Raw genomic sequence first — 13,316 nt, forward strand, 5'->3', positions numbered from 1 at the left:
CGTCCTCCTGTAGGAGCTGTCGAGTGAAACGAGGCTGCGATCTTTTGATCTTGTTTTTTTAGATCAAGATCAAAGATCGCAGCCTCGTTTCACTCGACAGCTCCTACAAGGGTTTGTGGCGAAATTGAAACGCGCCAAGGCCTATCTGTCAGCGCATTTGACCGGAATAGACGCTGCGCCGCCGTCCTTGGCTGGTTAAGATCCCTGCATTCCTTTTTTCGCTTTCCGAGGTTGCCATGCGCTTTTGCGATCTGCTCGATGCTGTCCGCCAACGACCTGAAGTGATCATCCCCGCCGAATGGGGGCAGGGCCGGGCCAGTTTTGGCGGGCTGGTGGCCGCGCTGCAATTTGAAGCCATGCGCGCCAGGGTGCCGACGGAGCGCCCGGTGCGTTCGCTGGCGATTACCTTTGTCGGCCCGGTCGAGCCGCAAGTGCCGGTGAGTTTCGAAGTCGATGTGCTGCGTGAAGGCAAAGCGGTCAGCCAGGTGTTGGGCCGCGCCATGCAAAATGGCCAAGTGGTGACGATCATTCAGGGCAGCTTCGGTGCCTCGCGGCCTTCGGAAGTCGCCGTCGAAGCCTATCCGGCGCCCACCATTAAACACTGGGACGAGTGCCAGGAGCTGCCCTACATCAAAGGCGTAACCCCGGAATTCATGCGCCATCTGGCGATGCGCTGGAGCGTCGGCGGTATTCCGTTCTCCAACACGCCATCGCGCTTGATGGGCGGCTGGGTGCGGTTGCGTGGGGATGTCAAAGAGGAGCCGGTCAACGAGGCGCATCTGCTGGCGCTGGTGGATGCCTGGCCGCCGGCGCTGTTGCCGTATCTGAAAAAACCGGCACCGGGTAGCACGCTGACCTGGACCATCGAATTCGTGCAGCCGTTACACGACTTGAGCACGCTGGACTGGTGCCAATACCTCGCCGACATCGAATACGCAGCCGACGGCTACGGCCATGTCGCCGCGAAGCTGTGGAACGCGAAGGGAGAGTTGATTGCCATGAGTCGGCAGACCGTGACGATCTTCGCCTGACTCAATGCCGACGGTGGCGCTCACGCCAGGCGCGCCACCAGCCACCGCTGAGAAAGAACCGCGGAAAGGTCAGAAACTGCTCGACCAGCAAACGTGACACGGCATCTTTGCGATCACTGAACGGCTCGGAGGCTTGCGCCTCCAGGCGGTGGCCGTGGCGCTGCAGACCCAGCGCCGCGACGATACCGATCACGCCGATGGCGACGCTGGCCAGGCTCAGGCTGAACACCCCCGACACGATCAGCAGAAACGCCACGATGAACAGCGGCACGGCAATCAGGTGCAGGACCAGATTGGTCGGATGCTGATGATTGCCCGGGTAAGCGCGCCATTGCCACGCGGGAAGGTTGGGGTGACGTTTGCCCATGTTTGCTACTCCTCGATCCATGTTGAACACATGCTTGAAGAATAGGCCCGGGCGCGGAGGGCGGCGAATCAAGGTTGGCTATTGAAGTGATAGCCGTCATCGCAGGATTCGATGTAGATGCCTCTGACGTCTTCGCGAGCAGGCTCGCTCCCACATTGATTCTATGGCGCATGTGGGAGCAAGCCTGCTCGCGAAAGCGGACTCACAATTTCAACTGACCTATCGCCTTGTTCAACTCTCCGGCCAACGTCGCCAGCTCATTACTGGTCGTCGCCGAATCCACCGTCTGCTGCACGGTATTTTCAGTCACGTCACGAATACTCACCACCGCCCGGTTCATCTCCTCGGCAACCTGACTCTGCTGTTCCGCCGCGACGGCAATCTGCGTGTTGCTTTCGCGCATCTGCGCCACCGCTCCGGTGATTTCCGCCAGCGCCGCGCCAGCCTCCTGGGCCTGCTGCACGCAGTCGTCGGCTTTGTACGAACTCTCCTGCATGAAATCCACCGCATCGCGGGTGCCGGCCTGCAACGCGGCGATCATGCCGGTGATCTCGTCGGTGGACGCCTGCACGCGCTTGGCGAGGTTGCGCACTTCATCGGCAACCACGGCAAAGCCGCGACCCATCTCCCCGGCGCGGGCCGCTTCGATCGCCGCGTTGAGCGCGAGCAGATTGGTCTGTTCGGCAATGCTGTGAATCACGCTGACCACGCCGTTGATCTTCTGGCTGTCCTCGGCCAGGCGTTGAATCATTTCTGCCGTCTGCTGCACGCCGCTGGACAACCCGGCAATCGACTGCTGCACCCGCGCCACCACTTGCTGACCGCTGCCGGCGAGGCCATCGGCGGTTTTCGACAGGTCACGAGTAGCGCCGGCGTGTTGCGCGATGTGATAAACGGTGGCGGTCATTTCGTTGATCGCGGTGGCGGCCTGATCGGTTTCGCTTTGCTGGCCGAGCATGCCGTGGCGCACATCGTTCATGCTCGAGGCCAGCCGCGCAGCGCCGTCATCCAGTTGTCGCGCGGTGCTGGCAACGGTGGTCACGACGCGTTGATAACCGGCCTGCATGGCGTTGAAGGCATTGGCCATCTGGCCGACTTCGTCCTTGCCCACCAGCGGCACACGAGCAGAAAGATCGCCGGTTTTTTCAACGTGCAGCATCACGTCTTTCAACGTGTTCAGCTGGCTGAGCAAAAAGCGGATCAACAATTGCGAGGCACCGAGCATCGCCAGCATCAGGACGAAGACCGCCAGCGCATAGTTGGCGAAACGCTCGCTGAACACCTGACTCAGGCTCGGGGCATAGGCGATGACCGCTACTTGTTCGCCGTCGGCACGGCTGAACACTTCGGCGCCCATCAACGGGCTGTCGCCGAACAGCGGCATTTCATTGATGGCGTTCCAGCCGTTGCTGCCGCTGATTTCCAGCAGCGGTTGATCATTGAGACGCGGCGCTTCACCGCGCTTGAAGGTCAACACTTGCGCGGATTTGGGCAACGGTTGCCCGGGCGGCCAGGCCTTGAGCAACTGCGCCTGCGCCTGCGCGGAAGCCTGCGTGGCTTCGTTGCGGGCCTGTTGTTCAAGATGTACGGCGTACAGCACGAGCAGCAGGGTGGTGACAAAGGCGACCGCGTTGACCGCCCAGAATTTGTATTTCAGCGAGATATTGCTAAGCCAGGCACCCATGGAGGTCTTCTCTGATAGCGGAAACAGTTTTGGCAAGGTGCCATTATTGTGCCGCTATGCAGATTCGGGAGTTTTGATATGAATCAACGGATGCCGAGATCTATTGTGGGAGCGAGCCTGCTCGCGAAAGCGCTGCGTCATTCAGCCCATTTGTAGCTGATCCAACGCCTTCGCGAGCAGGCTCGCTCCCACAGGGGACGTGTGCAGTCAGGGGAGAATGGGGAGATTAAAAAACGCCCGGGCACATGCGGTGCTATGCGCGGCCAGCGCTTCCTCGGTCTCGCCGCGATGCAGCGCCACCTCGCGCAACACTTCGGTCAGATACGCCGGTTCGTTGCGCCCGTTTTTCGGCTTCGGCCGCAACGTGCGTGGCAGCAGATACGGCGCGTCGCTTTCCAGCATCAGCCGTCCCGCTTTGATCTCTTTGACCAGCGGATGCAGGTGCGTGCCCCGGCGTTCGTCGCAGATCCAGCCGGTGATGCCGATGTGCAGATCCAGATCGAGGTAGCTGAACAAGGCCTTTTGCTCGCCAGTGAAGCAGTGCACCACCGCCGCCGGCAGTTGATCGCGGAAGTCCTTGAGGATCTCCAGCAGGCGCTGGCTGGCATCGCGCTCGTGCAGGAACACCGGCAATTGCAACTCGACGGCCAGCGCCAGATGTTCTTCGAGAACCTTTTCCTGTTGCGGGCGCGGGGAGAAATCGCGGTTGAAATCCAGCCCGCATTCGCCCACCGCGACGACACTGGATTCGTTCAACAGACTGCGCAGGCGACGGGCGCTGTCAGCGTTCCAGTCGCTGGCCGAATGCGGGTGAATACCGGCGGTGGCGAACAGCCTTTGGCCGCTTTCATCCAGTTGCCGGCACAGTTCCAGCGCCTGCTCGCTGCCCTCGACGCTGGTGCCCGTCAGCACCAGTTGGCAGACGCCGGCGGCGTAGGCGCGGTCGAGCACGGCCTGATGTTTGTCGGCGAAACTGGGGTTGGTCAGGTTGACGCCGATATCGATGAGTTGCATGGTGCTACCTCGGGCCGAAGGCCGGAAAGCATATCAGAGCTGTAGATTTATAAGAAAAGCCAAGAACTACAAAGACTTATGGCTGTCTGTTGAGGCCGCGAAGGACTCCGGGGTGGCGACAAGGCCATCACTGTGCCAGTCTCTCGCACTTTATCAGCGCTCAAAGCGCTCTGTTTTCGTCGGTGATGTCGTCTCTTTTGCGACGCAATCGCCCCGTATTCTTTTCGGAGAGTGGATGCATCGTCCCTCGGTTCTGCTGCTGTTGTGTGCTGCGTTGCTGCTGCCGATGACGGCGGTCGCACGCCTGCCCGGGCCGCTGCAAACCGTGCCGGCGAGCAAGGTTCGCGACCTCTCGGACATTCGCAGCAGCCGCGTGCTGCGCGTGCTGGTCAATCAGAGCCGCAACAGCTCCGGCGAAGTCCAGGGCCAGGCCATTGGTGTCGAGTACCACCGACTGCGCGCCTTCGAGCAATACCTCAACGGCCATGCCCGTGATGGCCAGGACGTTACCCTCAAAATCATTCCCAAAGCCAAGGATCAATTGCTCGGCGCCTTGCAGCGTGGCGAAGGCGATATGGTCGCGCCCGGTGAATTGCTCGATCTGCCCTCGGGCTACGCGGTCGCCAGCAGCGAACCGATCGCCAGCAACGTGCCGCTGGTGCTCGTCGGCATCAAGGGCCAGCGCCGTTACACCAAGGTCGAGCAACTGTCCGGCAAGACCCTGGCCTTGCCCACCGGCAGTGCGGCGGGGGAGGTGGTCAGCCTGCTCAACCAGAAACTGGCGCTGCACAAACTGGCGCCGATCAATATCGAATGGGTAGATCCGACGCTGGCAGTCGAAGACGTGCTGGAGATGGTCCAGGGCGGGATTTTCCACCTGACCATCGTCGAGCAACCGATTGCCGAGCGTTGGGGCAAGATCCTGCCGAAGCTGCGCCTCGATCGGCAACTGAGCCTCGGCGAGCCGGGCGAGGAGCATTGGTTCGTGCGTCGCGATGCGTCGATGTTGCGCGCGAGCATTGATCGCTTCCTCACCGGTTACAAGAAACCGTCAGACGAAGACGCGGCGTTCCTGCGCATCTATCGACGCCTGTATCAAGTACACAATCCGCTGGCCAAGGCCGATCGCCAGCGTCTGGAAAAACTCCGTCCGACCCTGCAGAAGCATGCCGACGCGCAAAACATGGACTGGCTCAATCTGGCGGCGCTGGCGTTCAAGGAGTCGCGTCTGCAGCCCAACGCTCGCAGCGGCAGCGGCCCGACCGGGCTGATGCAGATCACCCCGTCCGCCGCGCAGCGGGTCGGCGTGAGCAATATCCAGAATCTCGATGCGAATGTGCAGGCCGGCGCCAAGTACCTGGCGATGATCCGCCGCAAGTTCTTCAGCAGCCCGAAACTCAACGAGCGTGAGCGCATGGCGTTCACCCTCGCCGCGTACAACATCGGCCCCGAGCGCGTGCAGGGCATGCGCGCCGAAGCCCGCCGCCGCGGCCTCAATCCCAACCAGTGGTTCTTCCAGGTCGAGCGCATTGCCATGGAGCAGGTGGGGATGGGCGCCGTCAGCTATGTTAATAGCGTGAACAAGTATTACCTGGCATTCGACCGGGAGCGTGAGTCGCTCGAGCCCCGGCAGCAGAAAGTGGTCACACGGAAATAATCTAACAATTCGATTGTTATGGCGAAATTTTTGCGCTTTAAACATGAAATAAACTGATTAATATAGCGACCAACCCAAACACACAAACACTTCTGCACAACAAGGAATGCACCATGAGCTCTCTGATCAACAAGGTTCTGTTCACCCGCGCCGGTTACGGCCTGACTGTCCTGCGCATTGCTGTCGGCGTGATCTTCGCCGCCCACGGTTCGCAGAAACTCTTTGGTCTGTTCGGTGGTTACGGCCTGGCCGGCACTGCGCAATGGATGGAAAGCATCGGCCTGACCCCGGGCTATCTGATGGCCTCGCTGGCCGGCGGTACCGAGTTCTTCGCCGGTCTGGCGCTGATCATCGGCCTGCTGGTACGCCCGGCGGCACTGGGTCTGGCGTTCCTCTCGCTGGTGGCGATCTTCTCGGTGCACATCGGCAACGGTCTGTTCATGGCCAACAACGGTTATGAGTTTGCTCTGGCTCTGCTGGCCGGCAGCATCGCGGTACTGATCGAAGGTGCCGGCAAGCTCTCGGCGGATCGCGCCATCGCCGGTTGAAGGCTCTGGCCCAAGGCAAAGGCCCGCATTGCGCGGGCCTTTTTTTGTTGTGGGGGATTCTTGACACTGGTTGGTCACGTTCTCTAGGATGTTGCCCATGCGCCGATTTAAACAGCTACTTGCGGGGCGCCAGGTGACTTCTACAGTTACCGTCAGAAGCCGGAACAGGGCTTCGAAATACCGCTAAAGCGCTGGTTCGGTGTTGCCTCTCACCTGCCATGCAGACTTTTGAGGCAGAGACACGACACGATGAACGCACTACGCCCTCCAGCACGTCCCGCGCCGATCACGGCACATGTCACCCAGCGCAACCCGAAAATCCTTCTTGGCGGCAAACACCAGCCGACGCTGTTGCGTTATCTCGATGGCTGGCCACGTCGCAGCGGCGGTCCTGCCGCGTTCCTGATCCAGTTTGTCGATGACGGCGAGTCGCTGGCGCGTTTCGCTACGGACAGCTTCGATCTGGCGGTGATTCAAGCGCCGAGCGCAGAAGATGCGGCGGAAATGATCAAGCAACTCACCCGCGTTGCGCGGCAGGGCCTGATCACTCGGCGCTGATTGGTCTTACGGATATTCAATCGCAACGATGTAAACGAACTGCTCGCCGGTCGGCGTCTGCACCCGCACTTCAGCGTCGAGTGCCTTGCCGATCAGCGCGCGGGCCAGCGGCGAGTCGATGCTGATCAAACCCTGTTTAAGGTCCAGTTCATCGGGGCCGACGATGCGGTAGCGCGATTGCTTGCCGTCTTCGTCTTCGATGGTCACCCAGGCGCCGAAATAGACCTTGTTCGGATCGCTGGGTTTTTCGCTGACCACCTTGAGCGCTTCCAGGCGTTTGGTGAGAAAGCGCACGCGGCTGTCGATTTCCCGCAGCATCTTTTTCCCGTAGGTGTACTCGGCGTTTTCCGAACGATCACCTTGCGCTGCCGCTTCACTCACCGCCTGGGTGACCTGCGGGCGACGAACATGCCACAACTCATGGAATTCGGCGCGCATCCGCGCTTCACCCTCGGGGGTGATCAGCGCGGTGCCGGCGGTGCGGGGAGGGCGATAACGGCTCATGGCGACTTCTTGTGATTAAGACGGCTTGAGTCTATCAACCCTCGCGCAACACTGTCAGTGGGCTGGCATTCAGAGCGCGACGCGTGCCGAACACACCGGCGCCACCAATCAGCGCGGCGCCAATCAACGGCAGCACCAGCAGCCATGGATGCGGATGCCATGGCAGATCGAAGGCGAAGCGGTACAGCACCAGACTGACAACCTCCGAACCGATCGCCGCGAGCAAGCCGCTTACCGCGCCCAACAAGCCGAATTCGATACGCCGCGCCTTGATCAGCAACTGCCGCTCGGCACCCAGCGCGCGTAACAGCGCCCCTTGGCGAATGCGTTCATCCAGCGTCGCTTGCAGGCCGGAGAACAGCACCGCCATCCCCGCAGCCAGAACAAACAACAATACGTATTCCACCGCCAGGGTGACCTGAGCGAGGATGCTGCGCAGCTGTTCGAGCAACGCTTCGACCTGCAGGATGGTCACCGCCGGGAAGGTCCGCGACAGCTCGACAATCTGCTGATCATGCCCAGGGGCCAAATAGAAACTGGTCAGGTAGGTCGCCGGCAGATCCTTCAAGGTGCCAGGCTGGAAGATCATGAAGAAGTTCGGCTGGAAGTTGTCCCAGTTGATCTCGCGCAAGCTGGTGACCTTTGCTTCCCGATTGACCCCGCCAACGCTGAACACCATGTGATCGCCGAGTTTGAGTTTCAGGCTTTCGGCCACCTTGCCTTCCACCGAAACCCCCGGCACATCATCAGACGGCTGGCCGCTCCACCACGAGCCGGCGGTGAGCTTGTTGCCGGCCGGCAGATCCGCCGCCCAGGTCAGGCTCAAGTCACGCTGGATGGCGCGATCACCGGCCGAGTCCTTGCTGACGATTTGCTGTACCGCCTCGCCATTGATGCTGATCAGTCGCCCTGGCACCACCGGATACAGCGGCGCCGCTTGCGCGGACACCTTGATCAGGTGATCGGCGAAAGCCTGTTTGTCCGCCGGGAGAATATTCAGCGCGAAATAGTTCGGCGCGTTTTTCGGTAGCTGGTTTTGCCAGGTGTCGAGCAGTTCGCCGCGCAGCAGTGCGATCAGCGCCATCGACAACAGGATCAGACCGAACGCCAGCGACTGCCCGGCTGCCGCCAATGGATGCCGCAACAACTGGCCAAGACCCAGGCGCCACGGCAACGAGGCGCGGGCGAGCATGCGGCGCAGGCTTTGCAGCAACAACAGCAGCAGGCCGCCCAGCACCAGCGCGGCGACCACGCCGCCGCCAAGCAGGGCGAAGGTCAGCAGCAGGTCGAGGCTCAGACGCCACATGATCAGGCCCAGCGCACCCAGCGCCGCGCCGTAGACCATCCATGTGCTCGAGGGGATCGGCAGCATGTCGCGGCGCAATACCCGCAGCGGCGGCACGCGACCCAGTGCCGCGAGTGGCGGCAAGGCAAAACCGGCCAGCGCCACCAGCCCGGTGCCAATCCCGGCAATCGCCGGAAACAGGCCACCCGGCGGCACATCGCTCGGCAGTAAATCATGCAACAGTGCGAACAGCCCCAGTTGCGCCAGCCAGCCGAGCAGCGCGCCACTGATGGCGGCAATCAGGCCGAGCACGGTCAGTTGCAGGCTGAACAGCACCATGGTTTCCCGGCGCGACAAGCCGAGGCAGCGCAGCAAGGCACTGGCATCGAAACGCCGACTGGCGAAACGGTTGGCCGACAACGCCACGGCCACCCCGGCCAGCAACACCGCGACCAGACTGGCCATGTTCAGATAGCGCTCGGCCTTGCCCAGCGCACCGCCAATCTGTCGGTTACCGTCACGGGCATCCTGGATTCGCTGGTTTGCAGCGAGGCCCGGTTTGATCAATTCACGATAGGTTTCCAGCGTCTGCGGTTCGCCGCGCCAGAGCTCGCGGTAACTCACCCGGCTGCCGGGTTGCACCACGCCGGTGGCGGTGAGGTCGTCAAGATTGATCAGCACCCGTGGCGTCAGGCTGTAGAAGTTGCCAGCGCGATCCGGCTCGTAGGTCAGCACGCGGGTCAGCTTCAAGGTCTTCATGCCGACGTCGATGCTGTCGCCGATCTTCAGATCCAGCGCGGTCAACAGGCGCGCCTCGACCCAGGCTTCACCGGGTTGCGGTTCGCCGCCGACTTCTTCCAGGGCAAAGGGTGCGGGCGCGCTCTTCAGCTCGCCGCGCAGTGGATAGGCGCGGTCGACGGCTTTGATGCTCGACAGCTGAATGCCGTTATCGGTGGCAATGACGCTGGAAAACTCCACCACTTGCGCATGATTCAGGCGCAGTTCGGTGCCGCTGCGGATTTGCTCCTCGCGGGCCGGCGAGCTGCCTTCCAGCACCAGATCGGCACCGAGAAACTCGGTCGCGCGCAGCATCATCGCGCCGTTGAGGCGGGCGCCGAAGTAGCCGATCGCGGTGCTCGCCGCGACGGCCACCACCAGCGCAAAGAACAACACGCGCAACTCACCGGCGCGGGCATCGCGCATGAGCTGGCGCAGGGCAAGACTGAACAGACGCAACAGCGGCAGACGTGCCATCAAGGCTCCAGAGGGGCGACCAGCAGCCCGGCTTCAAGACGGATCAGGCGCCGGCAGCGATGGGCCAGGCGTTCGTCGTGGGTCACCAGCACCAGGGTGGTGCCGCGTTCCTTGTTCAATTCGAACAGCAAGTCGCTGATGCGCTCGCCGGTGTGGCTGTCGAGGTTGCCGGTCGGCTCGTCGGCGAACAGCACGTCCGGTTCGGCAGCGAAGGCGCGGGCGATGGCCACGCGCTGCTGTTCACCACCGGAGAGCTGGCGCGGCGAGTGGGTCAGGCGCTGGCCGAGGCCGACGCGCTGGAGCAACTGTGTGGCGCGCTCGCGGGCATCTTTGCGGCCATCGAGTTCGAGCGGCAGCATGACGTTTTCCAGCGCATTGAGACTGTCGAGCAACTGAAATGACTGGAAGACAAACCCGACGTGCTCGGCGCGGATTCGTGCGCGCTGGTCTTCGTCGAGATTGCTCAGGCCCTGGCCGGCGAGGGTGACTTCGCCGCTGCTCGGCAGGTCGAGGCCGGCGAGCAGGCCGAGGAGGGTGGATTTGCCGGAACCGGACGCGCCGACGATGGCCAGGCTGTCGCCCTTGTTCAGTTCCAGGCTGAGTTCGTGCAGGATAGTCAGTTCACCTTCCGCGCTAGGGACCACTTTGCTGAGGTTCTTCGCGGTGAGAATGCTTGCGCCCATGGAGAATCCGATGCGTGTATGGTTTTTGAGTGCTGGCCTGGCCTTGATGTGCATGGCCCAGAACGCAGCGGCGGGTACTGTCCTGATCGTTGGCGATAGTATCAGCGCCGGTTTCGGCCTGGATACCCGTCTGGGGTGGGTCTCGCTGCTCGAGCAGCGGCTCAAACAGGAGGGTTTCGACGATAAAGTGGTCAACGCCTCGATCAGTGGCGACACCAGTGCCGGAGGCCAGGCGCGGCTGCCGGCGCTGCTTGCAGAGCATAAGCCGGAGTTGGTGATCCTCGAGCTGGGTGGCAATGACGGCCTGCGCGGGATGCCGCCAACACAATTGCAACAAAATCTTGCCTCGATGATCGACAGCTCGCGGCAGAGCGGCGCGAAAGTGCTGCTGCTCGGCATGCAGTTGCCACCCAATTATGGCAAGCGCTACACCGATTCGTTCGCCGAGGTTTACGGCAAGCTCGCCGAAGAGAAAAACATCCCGTTGGTGCCGTTTTTTCTCGAAGGTGTCGGTGGGCACTCGGACCTGATGCAAGCCGACGGTCTACACCCGGCCGCCGGGGCTCAGGGCAAGTTGCTGGAAAATGTCTGGCCGACGCTAAAACCGCTGTTATGAGGCTTTTCTAGTGGCAGGCTTTCGGCTAATGTGGCGCCCCCTAATTTGGAGCCCCCGATGCCGCGTCCTGCCTGGTCCCTGTTTGCCTACCAACTGATCGAGCCTGACGAGCAGCTGGATCTGTTCGCCTGCCAGGAAGTGCGGGTGCATCTGGTGACGCGGCAGCTGGAACTCGGTGGCTCGGCCGATCGCACGCTGTGCGGCACTCTGCTGCCGGCGCAACCGCGCTGGTCGAATGTTGATCGGCGGGTGTTCCAGGATCAGCGTCTGTGCTCGCTGTGCCGGGCGATTCTTGAATCGCAGAAACGCGGTACGTCGCCGATCTGGCCCGAGCTTCGATTCGAACTTTAAGATCAAAAGATTGCAGCCTCGTTGCACTCGTCAGCTCCTACAGGGGAATGCGTTGCAAATGCAGGAGCTGACGAGTGCAACGAGGCTGCGATCTTTCAGGGCGCGACACGGTCTATCGGCGTGTCTCCCGAATCCCCAGGCCGCGGTGTACAATCGCGCCCTTATACCCTTGATGATCATGCGAAGGATTTTCCGGATGTTGCCGCGCTTTCCTGCCGTCACCCGCTGCCTGTCACTTGCCGCCCTGTGTGTGGCCGGTCCCGTTGCTGCATTGGAGCTTCCCCTGCCACCACCCGGCGAGGACATCGTCGGCCAGGTGCAGGTGATCAAAGCCAAGTACGAAGACACCTTCGCCGACCTGGGCACCACCTACGATCTGGGCTATTCGGAAATGGTTGCGGCCAACCCGGGCATCGATGCCTGGCTGCCGGGCGCCGGTACCGAGATCGTCCTGCCGACGCGCTTCATCCTGCCGCCGGGCCCGCGTGAAGGCATCGTCATCAACCTTGCCGAATACCGTCTTTATTACTACCCGAAAGGCCGCGACGTGGTGTACACCTTCCCGCTGGGCATCGGCCGTGAAGGCTGGGGCTCGCCGATCGCGCACACTTCGATCATCGCCAAGACGCCGAACCCGACGTGGACGCCTCCTGCTTCGATCAAGGCCGAACACGCTGCTGACGGTGATCCGCTGCCGAATGTGGTGCCGGCCGGTCCTGATAACCCGCTGGGGCCGTTCAAGTTCACCCTCGGCACACCGGGCTACCTGATCCACGGTTCGAACAAGAAGTTCGGCATCGGCATGCGCACCAGCCACGGCTGCTTCCGCATGTTCAACAACAACGTGCTGGAAATGGCCGGCATGGTCCCGGTTGGTACCTCGGTGCGCATCATCAACGACCCGTACAAATTCGGTCGCAGTGGCGGCAAGGTCTATCTGGAAGCGCACACGCCGCTCGACGACAAGGGCAACCCGTCGGTGGTCGACAAGCACACAGCGGTGATCAACGCGATGCTCAAGCGTGAAGACATCACCAGCAACCTGCGCATGAACTGGGATGTGGTGCGTGATGTGGTTGCGGCCGAAGACGGCCTGCCGGTTGAGATCGCCGTGCCGAATACCTCGGCGCCAATGGTCAGCAGTGCACCGATCGATCTGCAGCAATAAGCATTGATCGGAAACCCGCCGAGGCGTGCAGCGTCGACGGGTTTTTTATTGCCCGGAGAAAAGCACCGGGCACAAAAAAGCCGACCCGGAAAACCGGATCGGCTCGATAACAATCCCGAGGGATTATTACTTGCGGCTAGCTTTTTCCAGCATGCGCAGAGCACGCTCGTTAGCTTCGTCAGCAGTCTGTTGTGCTTTTTGAGCAGCAGCCAGAGCTTCATCAGCTTTACGGTAAGCTTCGTCTGCACGAGCCTGGGAGCGAGCAGCTGCGTCTTCAGTAGCGGTCAGACGTGCTTCGGTTTCTTTCGATGCGCTGCTGCAACCGGTAGCCAGAACTGCGGCCAGAGCCAGAGCAGAGAATTTCAGAACGTTGTTCATCGTGTTCCCCTTCAAGGACTTTCAAATTAAGTGGCTGTCTCCTCACGATTGAGGAAATAGCCGGCGTACATACTACCCATTACTTGTAGTAAGTAAACTGACGTAGCGCAAGAAGCAAAAAAAATTGTAGGCGTTGATTCTTTTTCGAGCAACTTTTAACTGCGCTGTATAAAAAATATCCAGCTGCAAGCCCCGGCGTGAGCGACTCAAACGGAAAA

General features: G+C 61.3%; 14 protein-coding genes. 7 read left to right on the forward strand and 7 right to left on the reverse strand.

The window, feature by feature from the left end:
- The first annotated feature begins 236 nt into the window (after positions 1 to 236).
- The gene (locus tag ND528_RS14235) at positions 237 to 1,031 is read left to right on the forward strand and encodes an acyl-CoA thioesterase (protein WP_263470553.1); all 795 of its coding nucleotides are present in this window, start codon (positions 237 to 239) and stop codon (positions 1,029 to 1,031) included.
- 1 nt (position 1,032) lies between these two features.
- On the opposite strand, the gene ND528_RS14240 is transcribed toward ND528_RS14235, so the two are convergent.
- From ND528_RS14240 to ND528_RS14250, 3 genes are all read right to left on the reverse strand, one after another.
- Complete coding sequence (locus ND528_RS14240) at positions 1,033 to 1,398, reverse strand: DUF962 domain-containing protein (RefSeq protein ID WP_064391411.1); 366 nt, start codon at positions 1,396 to 1,398, stop codon at positions 1,033 to 1,035.
- A gap of 202 nt (positions 1,399 to 1,600) precedes the next feature.
- A complete protein-coding gene (locus ND528_RS14245; RefSeq protein WP_263470554.1) occupies positions 1,601 to 3,082 on the reverse strand; it encodes a methyl-accepting chemotaxis protein in 1,482 nt (493 codons plus the stop codon).
- Positions 3,083 to 3,289: 207 nt separating this feature from the next.
- Positions 3,290 to 4,096 carry a TatD family hydrolase gene (locus tag ND528_RS14250; RefSeq protein WP_263470555.1) on the reverse strand — a complete coding sequence of 269 codons (807 nt, stop codon included), beginning with the start codon at positions 4,094 to 4,096 and terminating at the stop codon, positions 3,290 to 3,292.
- Positions 4,097 to 4,331: 235 nt separating this feature from the next.
- Here ND528_RS14250 and ND528_RS14255 point away from each other — a divergent pair, with 235 nt between their 5' ends.
- The 3 genes from ND528_RS14255 to ND528_RS14265 all read left to right on the forward strand — a co-directional run bounded on the left by ND528_RS14255 (position 4,332) and on the right by ND528_RS14265 (position 6,859).
- On the forward strand, positions 4,332 to 5,753 hold the full coding sequence (locus ND528_RS14255) for an MltF family protein (protein WP_212616837.1): 1,422 nt from the start codon (positions 4,332 to 4,334) through the stop codon (positions 5,751 to 5,753).
- 113 nt (positions 5,754 to 5,866) lie between these two features.
- Positions 5,867 to 6,301: a DoxX family protein gene (locus ND528_RS14260; protein WP_039759946.1), complete on the forward strand. Its 435-nt coding sequence runs from the start codon at positions 5,867 to 5,869 to the stop codon at positions 6,299 to 6,301.
- Positions 6,302 to 6,550: 249 nt separating this feature from the next.
- Positions 6,551 to 6,859 (forward strand): class I SAM-dependent methyltransferase, encoded by a 309-nt coding sequence (locus ND528_RS14265; RefSeq protein ID WP_137213820.1) that lies wholly within the window; start codon positions 6,551 to 6,553, stop codon positions 6,857 to 6,859.
- A gap of 6 nt (positions 6,860 to 6,865) precedes the next feature.
- Here the strand turns inward: ND528_RS14265 and greB are convergent, their stop codons facing one another.
- Genes greB through ND528_RS14280 form a run of 3 tightly spaced genes read right to left on the reverse strand, consistent with a single transcriptional unit; the run spans position 6,866 to position 10,585 of the window.
- The gene (gene greB, locus ND528_RS14270; protein WP_071173132.1) at positions 6,866 to 7,363 is read right to left on the reverse strand and encodes a transcription elongation factor GreB; all 498 of its coding nucleotides are present in this window, start codon (positions 7,361 to 7,363) and stop codon (positions 6,866 to 6,868) included.
- A 34-nt stretch (positions 7,364 to 7,397) separates the two neighbouring features.
- Positions 7,398 to 9,902 carry an ABC transporter permease gene (locus ND528_RS14275; protein WP_263470556.1) on the reverse strand — a complete coding sequence of 835 codons (2,505 nt, stop codon included), beginning with the start codon at positions 9,900 to 9,902 and terminating at the stop codon, positions 7,398 to 7,400.
- The gene (locus ND528_RS14280) at positions 9,902 to 10,585 is read right to left on the reverse strand and encodes an ABC transporter ATP-binding protein (RefSeq protein ID WP_016770883.1); all 684 of its coding nucleotides are present in this window, start codon (positions 10,583 to 10,585) and stop codon (positions 9,902 to 9,904) included. Before ND528_RS14280 ends, ND528_RS14275 begins: the two co-directional genes overlap by 1 nt.
- A gap of 10 nt (positions 10,586 to 10,595) precedes the next feature.
- On the opposite strand from ND528_RS14280, the gene ND528_RS14285 reads away from it, so the two are divergent.
- The 3 genes from ND528_RS14285 (at position 10,596) to ND528_RS14295 (ending at position 12,720) form a co-directional block, all read left to right on the forward strand.
- Positions 10,596 to 11,201 (forward strand): arylesterase, encoded by a 606-nt coding sequence (locus tag ND528_RS14285; RefSeq protein ID WP_263470557.1) that lies wholly within the window; start codon positions 10,596 to 10,598, stop codon positions 11,199 to 11,201.
- A 57-nt stretch (positions 11,202 to 11,258) separates the two neighbouring features.
- A complete protein-coding gene (locus tag ND528_RS14290) occupies positions 11,259 to 11,552 on the forward strand; it encodes a hypothetical protein (protein WP_016770881.1) in 294 nt (97 codons plus the stop codon).
- Between the two features lie 196 nt (positions 11,553 to 11,748).
- On the forward strand, positions 11,749 to 12,720 hold the full coding sequence (locus ND528_RS14295) for a L,D-transpeptidase family protein (RefSeq protein WP_024013783.1): 972 nt from the start codon (positions 11,749 to 11,751) through the stop codon (positions 12,718 to 12,720).
- Positions 12,721 to 12,846: 126 nt separating this feature from the next.
- Here ND528_RS14295 and oprI read toward each other — a convergent pair whose 3' ends face one another.
- Positions 12,847 to 13,098, reverse strand: coding sequence for an outer membrane lipoprotei OprI (gene oprI, locus ND528_RS14300; RefSeq protein WP_003183784.1), 252 nt, complete (start codon positions 13,096 to 13,098; stop codon positions 12,847 to 12,849).
- Positions 13,099 to 13,316 lie beyond the last annotated feature (218 nt).

The sequence above is a fragment of the Pseudomonas mercuritolerans genome, assembly GCF_025706525.1.
Lineage (GTDB): Bacteria > Pseudomonadota > Gammaproteobacteria > Pseudomonadales > Pseudomonadaceae > Aquipseudomonas > Aquipseudomonas mercuritolerans.